This window comes from Vibrio sp. ZF57 (genome assembly GCF_001691235.1).
Lineage (GTDB): Bacteria > Pseudomonadota > Gammaproteobacteria > Enterobacterales > Vibrionaceae > Vibrio > Vibrio crassostreae_C.
In genome coordinates, this window is the sequence record NZ_MAKD01000072.1 from 78,019 (window position 1) to 98,170 (window position 20,152).

At 44.0% G+C, this 20,152-nt stretch carries 15 protein-coding genes and 5 pseudogenes; 12 read left to right on the forward strand and 8 right to left on the reverse strand.

What is annotated here, in order from left to right:
* Positions 1-81: 81 nt before the first annotated feature.
* Positions 82-735: a thiopurine S-methyltransferase gene (locus A6D97_RS08840; protein ID WP_065584237.1), complete on the reverse strand. Its 654-nt coding sequence runs from the start codon at positions 733-735 to the stop codon at positions 82-84.
* Positions 736-1,059: 324 nt separating this feature from the next.
* Between A6D97_RS08840 and A6D97_RS08845 the strand changes: the two genes are divergently transcribed.
* Positions 1,060-1,836, forward strand: coding sequence for a RelA/SpoT domain-containing protein (locus tag A6D97_RS08845; RefSeq protein ID WP_017059130.1), 777 nt, complete (start codon positions 1,060-1,062; stop codon positions 1,834-1,836).
* Positions 1,837-2,029: 193 nt separating this feature from the next.
* A pseudogene (locus tag A6D97_RS08855) lies at positions 2,030-3,024 on the forward strand (ABC transporter substrate-binding protein).
* 172 nt (positions 3,025-3,196) lie between these two features.
* On the opposite strand, the gene ihfA reads toward A6D97_RS08855, so the two are convergent.
* A complete protein-coding gene (gene ihfA, locus A6D97_RS08860) occupies positions 3,197-3,493 on the reverse strand; it encodes an integration host factor subunit alpha (protein ID WP_004734853.1) in 297 nt (98 codons plus the stop codon).
* A 449-nt stretch (positions 3,494-3,942) separates the two neighbouring features.
* Here ihfA and A6D97_RS22195 point away from each other — a divergent pair.
* Positions 3,943-4,080 (forward strand): annotated as a pseudogene (locus tag A6D97_RS22195) (GTP-binding protein); the annotation flags it as partial.
* Positions 4,081-4,197: 117 nt separating this feature from the next.
* Here A6D97_RS22195 and A6D97_RS08865 read toward each other — a convergent pair.
* Positions 4,198-4,928 (reverse strand): annotated as a pseudogene (locus A6D97_RS08865) (EamA family transporter); the annotation flags it as partial.
* Here A6D97_RS08865 and A6D97_RS08870 point away from each other — a divergent pair.
* A pseudogene (locus A6D97_RS08870) lies at positions 4,919-6,205 on the forward strand (PLP-dependent aminotransferase family protein); the annotation flags it as partial. The pseudogenes A6D97_RS08865 and A6D97_RS08870 overlap by 10 nt on opposite strands.
* Before the next feature lie 282 nt (positions 6,206-6,487).
* Entirely contained in the window at positions 6,488-7,669 is a 1,182-nt protein-coding gene (gene cqsA, locus A6D97_RS08875) for an alpha-hydroxyketone-type quorum-sensing autoinducer synthase (RefSeq protein WP_017059125.1), read from the forward strand.
* A 150-nt stretch (positions 7,670-7,819) separates the two neighbouring features.
* On the opposite strand, the gene A6D97_RS08880 is transcribed toward cqsA, so the two are convergent.
* The 3 genes from A6D97_RS08880 to A6D97_RS08890 all read right to left on the reverse strand — a co-directional run bounded on the left by A6D97_RS08880 (position 7,820) and on the right by A6D97_RS08890 (position 12,150).
* A complete protein-coding gene (locus A6D97_RS08880) occupies positions 7,820-9,868 on the reverse strand; it encodes a hybrid sensor histidine kinase/response regulator (RefSeq protein ID WP_065584240.1) in 2,049 nt (682 codons plus the stop codon).
* Between the two features lie 256 nt (positions 9,869-10,124).
* Positions 10,125-10,940, reverse strand: a complete 816-nt coding sequence (locus A6D97_RS08885; RefSeq protein ID WP_065584241.1) for a TauD/TfdA family dioxygenase — start codon at positions 10,938-10,940, stop codon at positions 10,125-10,127.
* Between the two features lie 310 nt (positions 10,941-11,250).
* On the reverse strand, positions 11,251-12,150 hold the full coding sequence (locus A6D97_RS08890) for a Vmh family MBL fold metallo-hydrolase (protein ID WP_017066263.1): 900 nt from the start codon (positions 12,148-12,150) through the stop codon (positions 11,251-11,253).
* A gap of 160 nt (positions 12,151-12,310) precedes the next feature.
* Between A6D97_RS08890 and A6D97_RS08895 the strand changes: the two genes are divergently transcribed.
* Entirely contained in the window at positions 12,311-13,204 is an 894-nt protein-coding gene (locus A6D97_RS08895; RefSeq protein ID WP_065584242.1) for a LysR family transcriptional regulator, read from the forward strand.
* Between the two features lie 145 nt (positions 13,205-13,349).
* Positions 13,350-13,751 (forward strand): ACT domain-containing protein, encoded by a 402-nt coding sequence (locus A6D97_RS08900; RefSeq protein WP_017069835.1) that lies wholly within the window; start codon positions 13,350-13,352, stop codon positions 13,749-13,751.
* Between the two features lie 106 nt (positions 13,752-13,857).
* On the opposite strand, the gene A6D97_RS08905 is transcribed toward A6D97_RS08900, so the two are convergent.
* Both A6D97_RS08905 and A6D97_RS08910 read right to left on the reverse strand, forming a co-directional pair.
* A complete protein-coding gene (locus A6D97_RS08905; protein WP_017065869.1) occupies positions 13,858-15,744 on the reverse strand; it encodes a methyl-accepting chemotaxis protein in 1,887 nt (628 codons plus the stop codon).
* 344 nt (positions 15,745-16,088) lie between these two features.
* On the reverse strand, positions 16,089-16,805 hold the full coding sequence (locus A6D97_RS08910; RefSeq protein WP_065584243.1) for a DUF1826 domain-containing protein: 717 nt from the start codon (positions 16,803-16,805) through the stop codon (positions 16,089-16,091).
* Between the two features lie 276 nt (positions 16,806-17,081).
* Between A6D97_RS08910 and A6D97_RS08915 the strand changes: the two genes are divergently transcribed.
* The 5 genes and pseudogenes from A6D97_RS08915 to A6D97_RS08930 all read left to right on the forward strand — a co-directional run.
* Positions 17,082-17,654 (forward strand): YceI family protein, encoded by a 573-nt coding sequence (locus A6D97_RS08915; protein ID WP_017069838.1) that lies wholly within the window; start codon positions 17,082-17,084, stop codon positions 17,652-17,654.
* A 321-nt stretch (positions 17,655-17,975) separates the two neighbouring features.
* Entirely contained in the window at positions 17,976-18,671 is a 696-nt protein-coding gene (locus A6D97_RS08920; protein WP_017059114.1) for a VC0807 family protein, read from the forward strand.
* Between the two features lie 356 nt (positions 18,672-19,027).
* Complete coding sequence (locus A6D97_RS08925; protein WP_065584244.1) at positions 19,028-19,303, forward strand: HU family DNA-binding protein; 276 nt, start codon at positions 19,028-19,030, stop codon at positions 19,301-19,303.
* 25 nt (positions 19,304-19,328) lie between these two features.
* A complete protein-coding gene (locus A6D97_RS22025; RefSeq protein WP_017059112.1) occupies positions 19,329-19,472 on the forward strand; it encodes a hypothetical protein in 144 nt (47 codons plus the stop codon).
* Positions 19,473-19,792: 320 nt separating this feature from the next.
* A pseudogene (locus A6D97_RS08930) lies at positions 19,793-20,077 on the forward strand (DUF535 family protein); the annotation flags it as partial.
* Positions 20,078-20,152 lie beyond the last annotated feature (75 nt).

The window sequence follows — 20,152 nt, forward strand, 5'->3', positions numbered from 1 at the left end:
AAATCTGAACCATAAAAAGACGGGCTATCGAGCCCGTCTTTTTGTTGGTGTTATCTGTTCGCTTAACTAAGCAGACTGAACTTAAGCGTCTGACTCAATCAAATACACTTCTTCACAGAAGCGAGACAACCCTTTCTTAGCAATCTTCGGATGTTCATCGTTCGCTATATCTTGATTCAACAATGTAATTTTGTATCCTGCAAACAATTGAGCAATCTCTAACTTAGGTACGCTAAACGGAGGCCCCGCCATCTCGCTTTGATCATAATCCAGTGTTACCAAAAGAATCTTACCACCCGGTTTCAGTAGTTGTTTCAAACGCTCGACATACTGCACTCGCATCTCTTCAGGCAATGCGACTAAAGACGCGCGATCATAAATGGTATCGACAGGTTGGATTGGCGCTGAAAAGTAATCGCCCGTGTAGATGTTCAGTTCATCGAATTGGTAGAGCTCGTGCTGACCGCTAATTTGAGTCACAGTCGGGGTATAAAGGTGCTCTGCAAAAAATGCGCGAACCGCAATCTGGCTTAACTCGACACCTTGAACATCTTCATGCTTTGAAGCTAGCCAAATCAGATCTTCACTTTTGCCACAAAGTGGAACAAACACACTCTTCTCGCAGCTAGGCTCAGTCTTTTCCCAAAATTTAATCAGAAGTGGGTTTACATCTTCGAGGTGGAAACCAATTTGGTTGGCTGCCCATTTATTGTGCCAAAATTCAGGATTATTCATCTTTCGTTCATGTTAAACAGTCATAATGCAAGGGTACAGGATAGAGAGGTAAGAGCAACCTTAGCTTGGTTTAAAGTACTAAATTGATTTCGATAAAATCAGAAACTGGCTAAGTTCAAAGTTCTGATAATTGCGGAACTAACGGTTGGGTTATTTGGCTATATCTTCACATTTTAAAGCAATATTAAACGTTAGAATTGGTTTCTGTCTTAGCTAGCCTCATTTAATATGTAGTGAAATTAGTTAAGCTGTTTTTACTCTTGTGCGTTACTGGTTACCCCTTTTGACTACCCGTTTTTTGTAACCTTGTATTTTGGAGTTTGAATGAGTGTATTTCTCCGTACGACGGCCCTAATGCTTTTGGTATTGAGCCGAGCGCCTGCATTCGCAGCAGCACCTGTTTCAACAAGTTCAACAGATCAAACGCGCACTCCTGCGCAAAACCAAGTATCTTCAAACGTATTCCGTCATAGTTTGAGCGGCCTTTACGGCATCAAAGCCTTCGACTCACGCCCGACTCAGCCTTACACCGACTTCGATATTTTGTACAGCAAAGCGCATCAAGGCCAAGCTGAACTAGAAACTATCTGTAAAAGTACTGCCCTACTCACCAATTCTGAAGCGCTATTTGCTGGCGTTAAATCTCAAGCTCGCGCAGAAGAAAAAATCGCCCTTGAGCTTGATGGTGATGTGACAAAAATTACCGACTTAGCCCGTGCAACTATCATCGCGAACGATGTAGAGAGCTTGGTTGAAGTTTACGAAGCGCTAAGCCGTGAAGCAGACGTTGTTAAGCTGAAAAATAAGTTTAAATCGCCGGCTGACTCTGGTTACCGTGACCTTAACTTGTTGGTTCGTTTGCCTAAAACCAACATCATTGCAGAGGTTCAACTTCACTTAAAAGCGATTGCTGACGTGAAAAGTGGTCCTGAGCACGAGCTGTACGAAATTATCCAAGGCATTGAGCGTCACGCAATTGCAGAACATCGCCCAATCAACGATATCGAAGCGGCACAAATCAATAGCCTACGACGCCAATCTTTAGAGCTTTACCAACAAGCATGGCAACCGTACATTACAACGCACATTAAAGCGGCTTAACACATAGATAGGCTATTCCAATAAACATCACAAGGGCTGCACTCGCAGCCCTTTTTAGTACTTGTTGAGTAGCCTCTCCACTTCCTATCCCAAATAATCAGATCGTTTAAATTTAGATCTCAGTCTCTTTTCTCCGTCGAACATTTCTGTTTCTATAGCGAATAAGCTTCTGACAAGAAAAGGAATTACGTCAATGCAGAATAACAAATCCATGCTTTCCATCGCGCTACTTGCTGCGTTTTCTGTACACGCTAGTGCTGACGAATGCGGAAAGATCACCATTGCAGACATGAACTGGAACTCGGCGAGCCTATTGCTCATGTCGACCAATTCATTTTGAATAACGGCTACGGCTGTGAAGCGGACTTAATCCCCGGTGATAGCGTCCCTACGGGCACGTCAATGATTGAAAAAGGTCAACCTGATGTTGCGCCAGAGCTTTGGACTAATGGCATCAAAGAAGCGTTGGATAAGGGTGTTGCGGATAAGCGTCTACGTTACGCGGGCAAGTCTTGGGTCAACGGCGGTGAAGAAGGTTTCTGGGTACCAAACTACCTTGTTGAACAGTACCCAGAGCTTACAACCATTGAAGGTGTGATTAAAAACGCAAAGCTGTTTGAACACCCAGAAGATGATGAGAAGTTTGCGTTTTATAGCTGCCCTGCGGGTTGGACTTGTCAGATTACCTCCGGTCACCTGTTCGATGCGCTTAAGTTAGAAGATCACAATTTTGAAATGGTTGATCCCGGCTCAGGCGCCGCTTTAGCAGGTACGATAGCGAAAGCTTACGAACGCAAAAAAGCATGGTTTGGATATTACTGGTCGCCTACGCCTGTGCTAGGTAAGTATGAAATGGTGAAGGTTGATTTCGGAAGTGGTACTGACATTGAGGAATTCCGTAACTGTACGACACAACCTGATTGTGAATCTCCTAAAGTGACCATGTATCCACCAGCACCGGTTCACACAATCACCACAGAAGCCTTTGCTAATAACGAACCTCTTGCCTACCAATACTTTGAAAAGCGTGGTTTTACCAATAAACAAATGAGTGAGTTGCTGGCCTCGATGGAAGACAACCAAGCCGACGCCGAAGAAGCCATGTATTACTTTCTAGAAAGCTCACCACACGTATGGAAGCCTTGGGTGTCTGAAGACATCGCAAGTAAGGTTCAACAAGCCCTTTAGAGTGAAGATTCAAAGTCAGAGGCCTAGCCTCTGTTTTCGCATCTAAAGCAAGTTCTTACCGGACAGTAAATAGATGGAGTTTGAGAAAGGTTACTAAAAATTAAAGAAATGCGTTTAGCTTAAACTCTATGCAGATACAAAAAGACCACGCTAGGCGTGGTCTATTGCTTGGCTACTTCTCGATTTTAATATTTTCGACACGGGCCTTTAGTTTTTGTCCCGGTCTAAAAGTAACAACACGTCGAGCAGAAATTGGAATGTCTTCACCAGTTTTCGGGTTACGACCAGGTCGCTCGTTTTTCTCGCGAAGATCAAAATTACCAAAACCAGACAGTTTTACCTGTTCGCCATTTTCGAGCGCTTTACGAACTTCTTCGAAAAACACTTCCACCGTTTCCTTGGCATCCCGCTTGCTGTATCCGAGTGTCTCAAACAGGTTCTCAGCCAAATCGGCCTTCGTGAGTGCCATAAAACTTTCCTCAAAGCTATGTTAAACATTGCTACCATCGCCAGTAGCGCCAAAGCATTTACCCTATTCAATCAATGAGATAAGGTCATTTACAAGGAAAGTGTATGCCAAGCTTCTGATTTTCGCCAACTTTTTTATCTTAACTATTTAATTATTCTTTCAAATCAGAAAGATAACTCGCTTCAAATTTCACATATATAGCTAAAAACCATCTACTCAACAGTAACGAAATGGCGTTATATTCCATACAAACAACCATTAATAGAATTTAAAACTTTAGCGAACTAAATAATAATTTTTGAGACTTTTCTCCGATACCCAATAAAATCAGCCACTTGATTTGATATGGGACTCAACAGAGGTTACTAAATAAGCGTTATTAAATATAAGATTTGTATCATTTCAGAATTTAATTCGAATTCACTTATAAAAGCCTATGTTCTTTTGAGGTTTTCGGTTACAACTTAACAGAGGATGGCTTGACGGAATCAGAACTCGATGAGTGTATCGAAATCAGAATAGAAATGATCGGTCTAGAAATAGACGATGATCTTGAGAGCCAGTTACTTGCGTGTATGGTTAGTTGATTGCTTAGTAAGTTGGTTATTTAAATAACTTCACTTCTTCGACATAGAATAAGACCTCACAAGTGCGAGGTCTTATTTGTCATTCAAAGCTGCTCATGCAATATCAGCTTTCTTCAATCATTTTTGTTCAGCAAGTGTTTGTGTCGCTTTGGTATTCGTTACATTCGCAGGTTTCACAATCAAACCAATTCCGACAAGAAACAGTATTGATGCAACAACCTGAGCCACAGACAGCACCTCATCATACATAAAGTAACCGCTAATCAATGCGAAGATAGGCACTAACAAGGTTAACGGCGCGGTCGTGCTTAAAGGGTATTGGATTAGCAGCTTATTCCATACCCAATAACCAAATAGCGTGGTTGGGTAAGCCTGAAACAGCACCGCAATCGTCGTGTTCCAATCCCATTGTTCGATGCCCTTCCAGATAATTTGGTCACCATGTAACATCACGGCAAATAACACTAATGGCACTGGAGCAAACAGCATCCCCCAGACATTGAACGCAAAAGCTTGAGTGGTTTTCGATGCCTTAACGATCACGCCCATCAAGGTCCAACTGCACGCCGCAATCATAATCAAGATCACGCCATTAACGGTGACATTGCCCGTTGCTGCAGATACCAATACCGCCAACGCACACATGGCTAGCATCGCACCCATTAATTTACGTACGGAAGCACTCTCCTTGAACACCCACACGCCAACCCCATGCCGATTAATACGTTGGTTGAAAGCAAGACCGATGAAAGCCCAGACGATAAACTAGCAGTGATCGACCATGAAGCCATACCCCAGATACCCACACCGAACACAAAGCCATAACTGACTAAGTAGCGCCAAGCAACAGGCGATCAGCATGTCGACCGTGGTGAGCTGCTACCAAAAACTGGAATCACAAGGTTGGATTCATTCTCGACCGCAAGCGGGATATTTTGTTTCTCCTCATAAACCTGCTCACTCAACCCCAGAGTGGGCACAGTTTGAGAGTAAGGTGTCCAGCGTTAGGCAAACCTCATCGACTCACAACTCAATCAATGGGCCTTTAGGGGTTTCGAGCACCACTAATGATGAGCAGTCGATCGTTGAACTGGAACGAAGTTTTCGTCGCGCTATTAGGCGTATGAGCAACAGGCTTAACCATTACCCAGATACACAAGGTGAGCCGATTTTACGACAGGCATTATCCACTCATTTTGCCAAGCTCGATGTGCACTTTTCACCTGAAGAGATGGTGATTACGGCTGGCTGTATGTCTGCGATTAAGGCCGCACTTGAATCTTGCACTAAAGAAGGCGACACCATCGCTATTAGCTCGCCATGTTTCAACGGTATTCTGGAATTGCTCGGACAAATGTCGCGAAAAATCATCGAGATCCCGTCTCTAGATGATGGTGTCGACTTGCAACAACTGGAAGCGCATTTGAAAAATAAACAAGTCGATGCCGCGATCTTTTGTACCTCTCATATGAACCCTCAAGGGATCAACATGTCAGCCACTCAAAAGCAGAAACTGGCTGAATTAGCGAATCACTATCGAGTGCCGATCATTGAAGATGATGTGTATCTGGAACTGTCCTACTCCTCACACACGCCGCTCCCCGCGAAATACTACGACAAAGGCGGTTTTGTCTTATGGTGTGGATCAGTATCGAAAAGTTTGTCACCGAGTTACCGTTTGGGATGGTGCTTGCCGGGCAGGTTTATCAACGAATACAAGGCTCAGTTCTCAGCTGCGAGCTACGGCGTTGCCCTGCCCACTCAGCTTGCGGTTGCTGACTTTATTGGATCTGGCCAATACGCTAAGCACGTGAGGAGAAGGTGCACTCAGATCTTGTCTTTGCGCCAACAATACCTAAGTTATTTGGCTCAGCACCTTCCTCAAGATGTGAAGATAAGTAATCCACAAGGTGGCATGGTGCTTTGGCTGCAAACCCCAAGCTTGAACCAGTCAGCCTTTGCTCAGGGCATTACCGAGAAGAACATTGATATTAGGCTTGGACACCTGTTCAGCACTCTCGACCTTTACAGCAATTGCTTACGCATCAATATTGGGTATTCGTTAGAGGGTGGAGCCAAGCAGCAATTGGATGCCTTAATCGAGCTTATCCATATTCACAGCTAACAGCACGTAGCACGTAGCACGTAGCCTTTCAAAATCCGCTTTTTTAAATGCCTTCGAATGCCGAATTCTAATAGCCTTTTGTCATAAAAAAGAAGGCTATTATTCCTATCTTAATTCGGGTAAAGCCCCGAACCGTAAGGAAACCCACTCGCCTCAAAACCCTTAAATGCTGAGTTTGCAAGCACCCACAAAATTATGCAACTTGGCTAATGACACATCACTTTTTATCGTCAATATACAGCCGTCAGCGCTGGCGTTTTCCTGTATTTGAAGAGAACTATTATGAGTGATAAAACAAAAAACAAACCACTACCTTCCTTTATCGAAGAACGCTTGAACTTCTATATTCAAGACCTGATTACCCAGAACCAAAGCCAAAAGCATTTGGTATTGGGTAAACGCCCCCAGCGCAGTGCCGTTGTGATGCAGAGCAATGATTACCTAGCGCTGTCACACAACAAACAGATCCAACAAGCCCATCAAGCGGCGATCTGTGAGCACGATGACAACGTGGTGATGTCTGCGATTTTCTTACAAGATGAGCAGTCTAAACCTGCGTTCGAAACTGAGCTTGCGAACTATGTTGGAATGGAGAGCTGTTTGCTTTCTCAATCGGGCTGGGCGGCCAATATTGGGCTATTGCAAACCATCTGCCCACCGGGCACACCTGTGTATATTGATTTCCTTGCACACATGTCGCTATGGGAAGGGATTCGGGCTGCCGGCGCAGTTGCCCATCCGTTTATGCATAACAATATGAATCACCTACGCAAACAGTTAGAGCGCCACGGCTCAGGTGTCATTGTTGTCGACTCGGTTTACAGCACAATAGGCACCATTGCCCCACTGTGCGACATCTACGAAATGGCGCAAGAGTTTGATTGTGCGGTCGTCGTTGATGAATCCCATTCACTGGGTACACATGGAGAGAATGGTGCAGGCTTAGTGCAAGCATTGGGGCTCACCAACCAAGTCGACTTCATCACCGTTAGCTTGGCAAAAACCTTTGCTTATCGCGCTGGGGCAATCCTTGGCCCTAAACAACTGTCTAAAACCTTGCCGTTTGTGGCGTACCCTGCGATTTTTAGCTCAACAGTGTTACCACAAGAAGTGGTTCGTTTAGAGAAAACGTTGGAGGTGATCAAAGGTGCGGAAGACAAACGAGAAGCCTTATTCAATCGGGCTAAGTCGCTGACTACGGGGCTAAAGCGAATTGGCTTTAATATCCGCAGTGAGTCTCAAATTGTAGCGCTAGAGTGCGGCAATGAAAGAAACACGGAGCGTGTGCGAGACTTCTTAGAAGAACGTGATGTGTTCGGTGCGGTATTCTGCCGCCCTGCGACTGGCAAGAACAAAAACATCATCCGTTTTTCAGTGAATGCCGATATGACGCCAAGAGACATTGACCATGTGCTCACGGTTTGTCACGAAGCGTACCATCACCCCGAGTTAGAGTTCGTGTAACCTTTTTCGAACCATATTTATAACCAACACCAACGGCAGGACTGAATGGACGCTATCATGTCGCGATACAAAAAGAGCCCAGCAATTCGCTGAGCTCTTTCTTGAATCTATGTCTACCCAATGGCCGTGAACTTCAGACTATTACACCCGCTAAATCCAGTGAGCAATTTTATCAAACAGTCGGTTTTTATCGGCAGGTTTAACAATAAAGTCCGACATGCCTGATGATTCCATCTTTTCCAAGGTAACGGGAGAACTGTCACCCGTGTGAGCAATAATCGGCACCGAAGAGTATTCTTTGTCGGCACTGCGAATTCGGCGAGAAGCTTCAACACCGTCCATGATTGGCATTTCAATATCCATTAGGATCAAGTCGATTTCGTCGGTATCAAGCGCATCTAAGGCTTGTTGTCCGTCTTCTTTTTGCACAACATCAAAGCCCTGTTTTTCCAATAACATTGCCGTAAATCGGCGTAGAGATTCATTGTCATCGACCACCATAATCGTACGTTTAGTGGTGGCCTCTAGCGGTTTTACAGCAACCGATGGTATCACGTAGTTGGAGTCAAACAGTAAACGGTCAATGGTCGCTTTAGTATTCAGTAGCCAGACTTGTGTTTCCACCAAAATAGGCTCGAAAGAAATGTTACGTACACGCTTGATAGGATGACGCTCATACAAGTAAATGATTCGCGCCTCAGTAAACGAAAGTAACGATTCAATCCTATCGAGGCAATTGGCTCTTAAATCCAAGCTCTCCATATCAACGAAAATCAAGTCGAACTCAAACTGATATTCCTTATTCTGTAGCACTGACGCCACATCCAAAATCTGGAGGTCAAAACCCATAAAGCGAGAGATTTCAGTCATTTTACTGGAAAGCACTGTCTGATCACTGATCATCAGCACCGTCTTGAGTTTAGTCAGTTCGCTCTTGATTTCCTCTACCGAATTGGAAGTCAAAGATGGGAAAATCATCGTGAACTGTGTCCATTGATCCACTTCAGACTGGCATTTAATCTCACCACCAAACGAGCGCATGACCTTCTGACAAAATGGCAAACCTAAACCGTAATTACCCGACTGACCTGTGGTGTAAAAGTCTTGGAAAATACGACGAATGATATCGCTCGAAATACCAGAGCCGTTATCCGTCACCATTATCTGGTTCGTCACTTCATCACTGAACATGGTGACATGAATATGAAAATCTTCAGGGCTACGATGATGGAACGCATTCTTGAACAGATTATACATGACGTATTTCAACAAGGTGTCGCTACCCAAGAACTCAAAGTTACTCTGCACATCCAAGGAGATTGCTGACTTATCAGCAGAGCGCTTGTAATTGAAACTGTCTATCGCATCCTCAACCACCGCTTGCGCTGAATGCTTCTTAAACGTAGATCGAGAGACTCGGTTTTCATCAATTGAAGTCAGTAACAGATCTATCGTTTCGTTACCGGAATGAATGATCTCCATCGCTTCATCGCCCACTTCACGCAACTGAATCACTTCTTCATTGCTTAACGCATATTGCCCTTTTTGATCGCCACTTTTAGGGTTCGGCAATATGGACTGCATGACATCAATAGAGGTAAGTAATCCGCTTAGAGGGTTTCGCATCTCATGGGCAATACCCGCACCAAAAGACTTCGCCAATGACACCTTGTTTTCATGTTCCACCTGATTGCGGAAGTAGAACAAGTTGCCGAATAAGTAGATAAACAAAAAGATTGGCACATGCGTCCAATCCATTGTGAGTTCGAGGTAGAAGCCTTGTGTAATCCAAGCACACAAGGTAGCAATCCCAATACCGGCAAAGGTTTGTGCAAACATCACTCTCGTCACGTGCACCAATAAAATATGGAGGAAAATAGCCGACATGAATGACATAACCCAAACGTTGGACCAATTATTCATTAGCAGCATGTAGAAGAAGAAACCTGGCAAACAGATAGTTACGGCAACTTGATAATAAGCCGGAAGGTATTTTCGCCATTCAAATGGGACGCGATTGCGAAATATAATGCCAAAGAACAATACCGAGCAAAACAGGCGAAGCGCTAAGTTTTCGTAGGGTTGCGGGAACAAAAACTCCCACACAATGTAGTAAATTGGGAAGCCGACAAAGCCCATCCAACCCACGAGGGTTAAATTCGGTTCTGCGTACTGGTAAACTTTACGAATCGCGTTCATACGAAATACTTTGCTCTCTAAGCCCCGACGTTTATTAATTCTATGATTTGGTTTTTATACTTATATTTTGGCGCCGATTATATTACACATCACGTCCGAGCAGTGAGGTTTCAATCAAATATGTACCAACGCATTTGTTTTTATTATTAAGCGTAGATGAATGATGCACCCTGCTGACGCTTAAATTTAAGTACGAGTGCTTGGTTCAGGGATGGGCATGCGCGGTGTTCTTTTGATAACTGTGTTCAGCTTACTGCTATGTCACTGTTACTCGATGCATTTTTCTTGGAGTATCCCCGTAATCTATCACTGCGTAATGTTGCGTTACCCTGTTATCCCAGATCGCCATTGAGCCGTTGTCCCATTTGAAACGAACTTGAAACTCAGGGCGTCTCGCAATTTCAAACAGTTGGCTGAGTAAAACATCACTCTCTTTGCGGTCGAGTTCGTTGATATAACGAGTAAACTGTTCATTGATACAGAGCGTTTCTTTATCCGTTTCAGGATGAACTTGAACAACAGAGTGAACCACTGGCGGATTCTCCTGTGCTGTTTTAATCAAGGATTTGTGCCAATCGAGATCAATGTCTTCTGATTCTACACCTTCAAAGGCCACAAGCGAATGAGTCGCCGACAACCCTCTCAACTTAGCTTTCATATCTTCATGTAGAGATTCAAAAACCGCAGTCATAGAACACCAGATAGTGTCACCACCAATGCTTGGAATGTGTTGAGCATGCAACAGGGAAGCTTTCGACGGCAAGCTGCGCCACGTTAAGTCGGTATGCCAATAACTTTCCTTTGGCGCATTGCCACGGGTTGTTTCAATCACACTCACCTGTGGCGCACTTTCCACGCGAGGGAAGAAAGGATGTGCAGGTTCTAACGTTCCAAAGCGCTGTGCAATCATCAAGTGTTGTTCTGGAGACAAAGTCTGCCCGTCGAGAAAGATCACTTGATGGGCAATAAGTGCCTGATACACCTTATCGAGTTCATCAGCACTGCATGTAGAAAGCTCTAGTTCGTGAATACGAGCGCCGATGTGAGGAGTAATGGGTTCTATTTTCAACATACTTTCGCTTATTGGTGATATTGAGTTGCAGGGCGGATCTGGCTACTAGGCTAATCTGACTACTAACAGTAAATCGGGTAAATGCTGATTTTCTTTCTCACTTGAAATAGAAAGTCGTCTCTCCGAAACAAAAAAAGAGCTCCTAAGCTGGAGCTCTTTTCGTTTTTTGATACTTCCTGTATCCATAGACAAGTCCAATCTGTAGTACTTTCACTGAAAGCCAGATCATCGATATCTCCAGTTGTGTATCGCCAATAAATCTAGCATACAATCTTCAGACTGTTCTGGGACACAACCGAGATAATCAACTCTAGTGCCAAGCCATCTCGCCGCTTAGCACTTTCGCGCCAAGTTCTAAATCGCCTTCCGTAGCCTCAAATTTCGGGTAGGCTTTCTTCATGTAATCACTGATCTCGACCGATGTTGGATTACTTTTGCTCGCCAACGCTTTTTCAATATCAGCCACATAATCCTTCGTGAAGTGAACTGCATTTATTCCTGTTGGCATTTCACCTAAATAGTGACCCGGAATTACAACCTCTGGCTCTAGTGCTTTCATACGCTCCAACGATTGTGACCACTGGCTACGAATCTCTTTCGATGCAGTATCTGCCATCCATACATGCACACCGCTATACACCGACACGCCACCAAACACCGTTTTTTCAGACGGAACCCATAGGTAAGCTTGGTGTGTATTTATCTCTTTCACTTCGATGGTTTCACCTTCGATGCTTAATGTTGTGTCGTTCATCACCATTGGAACAATCACCTTAGAGGGCGCGTTGCCTTCTAATATAGGCCCCCAGTATTCAAGCTTTGCATCTTTGGTGCGTTTGATATGCGCGACAACGGCTTCACTGGCAACGACTTTAACGTTAGGAAATGCCGAAACTATCGGTTCCAAACCAAAGTAGTAATCTGGGTCGCCGCTACTGATGTAAATCATCGATAATTTTTTGCCAGTCGCTTTGATTTGCTCCACCAAATTTTGTCCATCAGCCACACTAAATTGCGCATCAAACAGAATCACTTCTTTCTCACCCGAGACCAATACCGAGCTTGCCGGGAATATCGCGTTCTCGCCGGGGTTATAGTGAGTAATGTTCAGTTCTGTCGCTAGCGCAACACTTGATGCCAGCACGGTTCCTAGGCTTATGGTTCCTAAAAGCATGCTTTTTGATAACAGGGTTTTCGATAACGTATTCATGGCTTTATTCCGATATTTGGAGTTGAACACCTGCCAACTCGCTGAATGTCCAAATATCTTATTTGATTGTTTTTAGATGAAATAGACATCAAATTAACTTTAACTGTTGCAGTTTTCGGACATATACTGAGGTCGGTTTAATTCTCTAGGCAATAAAACAATGGATAAACTCGAGGCAATGAATGTCTTTGTCACCATAGTGGAACGTGGCAGTTTAAGCGCTGCGGCAGAGCACCTTGATCTCTCACGAACCAAGGTCACTCGTTATTTGGGTGAGTTAGAAGCATGGATGGACACACGCTTGCTTCACAGAACAACACGAAGCTTGAGTTTAACCAGCGCAGGTAAAGAAACACTTGAGGTCGCCAGAGAACTTTTGGCACTGGAAACATCCCTAGCTGGGATCAGAAACCAAAACCGAGAGCATTTAAAAGGTCAGCTGCGTATTACTGCGAGCTACTCGATTGTCGATAGCTTCTTGATGGAATCAATTAGTCGCTTCATCGCCAAATGGCCAGAGGTTTCTATCGACATTATCTCGACTGATCAGACCGTCAACCTGGTTGAGTCACGCATCGATTTGGCCATTCGCATAACCAACGAACTGACGCCCAATATTGTCGCGAAGCAGATCGGTGAATGCCGCTCCGTGATTTGCTCATCGCCTCAATATCTAAAAGAGAAAGGCACACCCACAGAAGCCCAAGATCTAGCGCACCACAACTGTTTATCGTTCAGTTACTTTGGCAAAACCGCTTGGACGTTCAATGGCCCCAATGGGCTCGAATCGGTTCCGATTAAAGGGAATATCAGTGCAAACACCTCAGAGGTTCTGCTTTCTGCCACACTCAAAGGCAACGGTATCTGTTTACTGCCCTTCCCTTCAGTGGAAACCTTGATGCGTGATGGTCTATTAGTGCCACTGCTTTCTGAATGGCAACCTAAAACGCTCGGTGTTCATGCTATTTATGGAACGCGTAAACAAGTCACACCGCTGTTAAGAGCCTTTATCGACCATTTATCTGACGAGATGGAACAATCGACAAGCTGGTAGAAGTACGATGCCATCACTAAGGAGGAAAACTTGCCATTAGTAAAACTGATGCAGAATTAAAATCATTAATTTTACTTAACTGTCAGTTGCTTCTATCGTGACTGCATACATCATCAATTAGCTTATTAACGCAGGGAAACTGACTATGACTGCCATTACCGATTTAGACATTTTGTTAAAGTCCATGTCACCAGAACTCATTGAAGGCAACTATGTTTTCTGTACTGTCGACGGAGCGTTAACAGACTATGTTCAGCTCAATCCAATCTCAACTTTTCGTGAGAAAGAAGGTTTAACGCTGGTTCTGGAAGAAGACGTTGCGACCAAAGCTCAGCTAAACTTCGACGGTGTATTTAGCCTTATCACTTTATCGGTACATTCGAGCCTTGAAGCGGTTGGATTAACGGCGGCGTTTGCGACAAAGCTTGGCTCTTACGGCATTAGCGCTAACGTGGTTGCGGGCTACTATCACGACCACATCTTCGTTCAAAAAGACAAAGCAGAAGCTGCAATGAGTGCGCTGAAAGAGTTTTCAGAAGTAGATTAGTAAAGAATTCGATTACTCACAAATACAAAAAAAGCGACGTAATCTACGTCGCTTTGGCTTATTGCTTAACGTGCACTCACTGATCAGGCATCAGTGAGCGAACCAGTTAAGCAAGCTTAAAAGTCGCCACTTTGTCACTTAAGCCAGCGGCTTGGCTCTTAAGTTCGTTCGACTCAGTTAAGCTGTCCTGTGCGCCCACAACTAAGTGGTCGGTAACATCTTTAATGGTCGCCACGTTCTGGGTAATTTCACCCGTCACATGTGTTTGCTCTTCAGCAGCCGTCGCGATTTGAGTCGCCATATCGCTGATCAAAGCAACTGCAGTATTGATCTCTTCAAGCGCATGCGAAGCTCGATCGGCATCTTCTACTGAATGTATTGCCAACTTAGAACTGCTCTCCATCAGCTCAACCGCTTGCGCCGTTGTACGCTGCAGGATATCAATTGTTGATTTGATCTCTTCCGTTGAAGAGTGGGTACGCTGTGAAAGCACACGTACTTCATCCGCTACCACAGCAAATCCACGACCTTGTTCACCAGCACGAGCCGCTTCAATCGCTGCATTCAAAGCAAGTAAGTTGGTTTGTTCTGCAATGCCTTGAATCGTTGCGAGTACAGTCGAGATCTCTTGAGCATGCTTGTTAAGTTCGCTAATCACACTACCCGCTTCGTTCACTTCATTGGCTAGGTTATTGATTGAACCTTTGGTATCCACAACCAGAGCGTGACCGCTGTTAGTGCTTGTCGCTGAATCTTGCGCCGCTTTTGCTGTTTGCTCGGCATGCGATGCTATCTCTTGCGTGGCGCTCGCCATTTCAGTTACGGCCGTCGCGACCATGGTGATTTCTTGCTGCTGATGATTAAGCTCATCCACCGAACGGTTCGCACGCTGAGCACTTTGCTCTGACTGGCTGTTTAGCTGCTCTGACTGCCCACGGATATGGCCAATCAACTGCTGTAAACTTCCAACGAAGGTATTGAAGTTATGAGCCAACTCGCCCACTTCATCTTGGTTTTCAACATGAATGCGTTGAGTTAAATCACCACTACCATTCGCGATTTGCGCCAGTGCTTGAGATACGTGGTTCAACGGACGGAATAGAATCGTACACAACAGGTTAAACAGTATGGTACATACGATCACCACAAGTAGCGTCACCAACACTTGACCAATCACTGCATCAAATAGTGGCGCAACCAGAGAGTCATGGTTAACAACGCTCACAGTAATCAGGCTCGTTCCATCAATCGCACGTGCGTACAGAACATAGTCGCTGCCATTCAACTCGATAGAAGTGTCTTTACCGCTAGTCAGCGCCTTTTGTACGTCCGCAAAATCTAACCCAAGTGAGCTGATATTTTTGTTCAGTAACTTGGTGTCAGGGTGCGTATAAACCGTGCCTTTATTGGTCGCGATGAACATGTAACCTTCACCCGGAAGAATCACTTGCTCTAGGCTATTAAGAATGTCGGTAATTTCAACATCCGCGCCTAACACAACCTGTTGACCATGTAATTGCATGGCAGTACCCAGCGACACAACATTCGCCCCAGTTGCAGCTGCAACCGTTGGATTATCCATGAACACCTTACTAGGGTTTGCTACCGCGTTGGTGTACCAACCCCATAGACGTGGGTCATCATTGCCCGGCGGCAATACCACTCCGTTTGCGTTCTTTTGCGAACCGTCTGGAAACGCCAAGAAGACATTATCAAAAGAGGCTGAATCACGAACCTGTTTTAGGTGAGTCACCAAGCTTTCTTGTTTGGATTCTTTCGAAAGAGAAGTAAGCGCACGCTCTTTGGATAAGATCCAATCCGATACATATTGATTGTAAGAAGCCGATGCGCCTTCTAAACGCTGTTCAACTTCTGTATCCAACCTTTGCAATGAAGCACGAAAAGACAATGCCTCGACCAAGATCCCCCCCAGGATAATGGCCATACTGGCTGAAATCGCCAGCTTATTTTTAAGCGAGAGTTTCTTGAACATAGGAAACCTATAATTTGGAAGTAAAAAACCGTGGCGAACAAATTGGTTGCCAAAGCGGTTTGCAAGCGGGATATATTTTACGCTTTAAAATAAATTAAGAAACCAGCTAACCGGTTGAATTATTCATATGTGTGAGTAAGAGCACGCATCGTAACCCATTGATTTAGAGAATGGTGAACTCTAAATTTTAAATTAATGTGTTAAACATGGTCAGCTGATGAGTGTCTCTGTTTGAGAGTAATAACGGCACAGATCGCGCTATACCGTTAGATCATTAGGAAGGTATTTAAACGTGTTGAACGTCTGAATAGAAACAGGTTGCGGACAAAGTAGTCAAAAGTTGATCAACCAAAGTCCAACGTTAACAGCAATCGTGTTTCGTCAGATGAAGTGACTGGTGAACGGTGAACAAGGCCTCTATTCTCATTGCCACTCCAACGCTCCCCTTTTAATAACGCAAAATCACCACTGGCCATTTTCTGGATGTCAGATTCGTCGTTGTACAGGCCTGAAACAGAATCAGGCTGTCCGTTAGCCCCTAGCCCTAGCTTAGAACGGTCGACTAAGTCGTTTGGGAACCATTGAGTCGAAACACCATGATAGGTTGCCACTAAGCGGCAAGGAACTTGGTCAAAATGAAAACGAGGACACATCGCTTTATTCAGAACGGCTAAACGCAACCCGACTTCTTCAAGCTCAAACAAACAACAGAACATATCCACCAGCTCTGCCATGTTTTCTAACAGCGCTTTAGAGGCGGTGCCATCGGTGGCAAATTCCAACTTATCGAAAGCATTTTCAGGTGACACGCTAACAGACTTACTAAAGTTTGGATTCAAGGCGATAAATTCACTAATTGCCGTCGTTAAGCCTTCATCAAACTGTCGCTGCCATACCGCTATATTAATATCACTTTGGTAGATTTCCGCTAATACCGTTGGCTGCTCAGAAGCACTCAAGCTTGGCTTGTGATTTGCCTTATCCTGAATACTCACAGCTGAACTAATGTTGAGTGGCTGGCTGCTATTGGTAGCCAAAGGCTTGGTTAACACGGCATTCATTACGTCGTCTCCTTGATACATGCTCATCGCTTCCCTTTTACCAACAGAATAATTATTCTTGGCAAGAGTGATTTTGGTTATGTTATAACATAACTAAAAATAAACAAGTCACTTCGTCGATCATGATTCCAGTAATACAGCGACGCTCTTCTTTTCCTGCGGTAATTTTTCGAATGCTGAACTAAGCTTCTCTCAATCACTCTTTCCAAAAAGTCATTTTAAAAACGTACGACTCAAGAACGTAAACCTGTGAATTCATCAATCTGGTGACAACTTATGAAAAAACTAATCTCTACATTCGGCCTCCTATGCACCGTTATCTCCGCTCAATCTTTCGCGGAGTCGGGCTACACATTAGATCCGAAGTTATCGAACATCACATTCGCGACCATTAAAAAGCAGTTTGTTGTCGAGCCCGCATCCATCAAACCTATGTCTGGAGGGCTTACCGAAGAGGGCCAGTTTTCAATAGTATTGGACTTGAAAAGCGTGAGCACCGGAGTCGCTATTCGTGACCAGAGACTGAATGAACTCTACTTTGAATCGATGACTTTTCCTGAAGTGAAGATCTCTGGGAAGGTTGAACCGTCGATGCTATCTGGTGATCCAAAAAGAACAACAGTAGCAGCGGAAGTTACTTTACACGGCGTAACCAAAACGATCGATTTCCCAGTTGTGGTGGTTCCATCCTCAGGGTTTGTCATGGTTAGCTCAGCTTCGACAATCATCGTCAACGGCGCTGATTTTGGGATATCGACAGAGAATCTAAACAAACTTTCAGCGACCGTGGGTGGATTAGCGATTTCCGACCAAATCCCTTTAAGCTTTAACCTACTTTTCGACCAATAATGGACTTATAACTATTCCTTTCTATTCTCCCTCATTTCACATTCATCAATCGTTTAAGAGCAGTGAATGTGAGTAAGAGTACGCGACAACGCAATAAACTGAATTAGGTTTGAATAAACTAAACCAAAATTTCCACTCGATTTCCCCAAGTCGGCCAGATAAACATCCCTCACAAAGTATTAAATTGAGCGTTATATAGGCTCAGAGATGTCGTTGATGTCACATGTCGTTACACAGCATGACGCCTTAAGGCTTTACATCTTGGGCGAGGTAAACAACAATCCCTGAGAACAAATCCATAACATAATGTATTTAGAAATTATGAGTAACACAGAAAACAAAAAATCGAGTCCTCTTTTCGAAGTCGTGTTTAACGTCTTTCTTCCTTCATTCATTTTAATGAAGTTCAGTGGAGATGAGCATCTCGGAACAGGCTTAGCTTTGCTTGTTGCCCTTGCCTTCCCTATTGCTTATGGTGGCATGGAGTTAATCCGCAATAAGAAGTTCAACTTCATCGCTGCGCTCGGCTTTGTAAGCGTGCTATTGACGGGCGGTATTGGTTTCTTTGAGCTAGACACTCGTTGGTTAGCACTAAAAGAAGCATTAATCCCTGGTCTAATTGGTTTGGCGGTTCTTGGCTCAACCTTCACCCGCTACCCGTTTATCCAGAAAGTTATCTTCACACCGGCCCTGTTAAATATCTCTCTTATTGAAGAGCGCCTAAAGCAGTTCGGTAACCAAGCAAAGTTTGATCGTTGTCTAATGACATCCAACTACCTATTCGCGAGTACTTTCGCATTTTCTTCAGCTATGAACTACTTCCTAGCGACTTGGATTGTGACTAGCCCTGCTGGCACCGCTGCCTTTAATGAAGAACTTGGCAAGCTGACACTTTACAGCTACCCAGCAATCGCCATCCCAAGCATGCTGATGATGTTAGGTATTTTCTACTACATTTGGCGTCAAGTTCGCACGATGACATCACTAGAAACAGAACAAATTTTTATTACTAAATAGTTCTGAATTAACAAATCGCTCTGACAGCATAACATGAAGCCCAGCAATTAAGCTGGGCTTCTTTGTTTTTACTCTTTCGTTATCAACGTGATAGATGACAGCTTCGATTTGGATTATGAATCGAACGGGCAACCCTAATGCTCTTTTCTCAAGTAAATTTGGGCAACATGTCTATAAACCAATAATAATCAATGAATTGCATTGATTGAACCGACAGATGCTTTTATAGTCAATTCTGTTGGTTACTTTACAAAGCTCTACCCGCTCACTGACATTATTTCAATTGCTGTTGATAAGATCGCATAAGCTAGGTGCTAAAGGTAGACGCCAGCCGTACTCAATAAGGAATATAGATTATGAACAAATCTCAATTAGTTGAACACATCGCGACTTCTGCAGACATCTCAAAAGACCAAGCAGGCACAGCACTAAATGCGCTAGTTGAAGGTATCTCTACTTCGCTTGCGAACGGTGATGACGTATCGATCCTTGGATTTGGTAGCTTTAAAGTTAACTCTCGAGCTGCTCGCACTGGTCGTAACCCGCGAACCGGAGAAGAGATTCAGATTGCCCCATCAAAGACGCCAGCATTTAAAGCGGGCAAGGCACTAAAAGAGACGTGCAACCTGTAACACAAAAAACACAAGGAAGATTACGATGACGACTAAGGAAAAAGCGAAAACGAGCCGAAGCAAAAAAGCAGGCAAGTCGACTAAAGCGCAAGCCGAAACGCCTAAGACTCGTCAACGCATTGAAGAGCTTCTCGAAGAGCGTGAACTGGCTAAACTGTTAGAACTTTAGTTTATATAAGAACTAATGTTTAGGTTTAAGCAAGGTGATAGTTTGTTATCGTTCTAATGCCACTGCAGATTTGTAGTGGCATTTTTGATTTAGGAGCAAGCGCCTCTAATAAATAACATTGATACCCCTCCCCACTAAAGCGACAAACACATCTGTCCAAAATCTGAACGCTAAGTAACTGATTGAGTTACATAGCTATACATATCCATACTTACCCAAATCACCTTTTTCACTATCATCATTTTCTTGTTATTGGTGAGATTATTGGAAGGGTTCATGACACGACTATGTTCGAGCAATCCTTCTTCTTTGAGGTGATTATGAATGTCGTTCGCATGGGGATTGAAGCAAATACCCATAAAAATAAGGGTAAGTACAAAGCGATAGTTAAGTTTACTATTCGAGCCCTGTTTTATTATTCAGCTACTCGAAAAATGAGTAATAATTTCAACTCTGAAGAGAGAAAGTTATTATTTATCAAGCAACCCAACTTCCTTTCTAAATTTGTGACTCCCTACTTATGTACTGGCTTTAGCAATAAAGAAAAGATCGATATCTTATCCAAACACTACGACTGGTTTGAAAACACCTTCGCAACAGAAGCTAGCCCTATCTGGCAGGGTAGATGTCACTGTTAAAATTTAACCAGTTTGGGCGATAAAGAGTAATTGTGTCTCGTA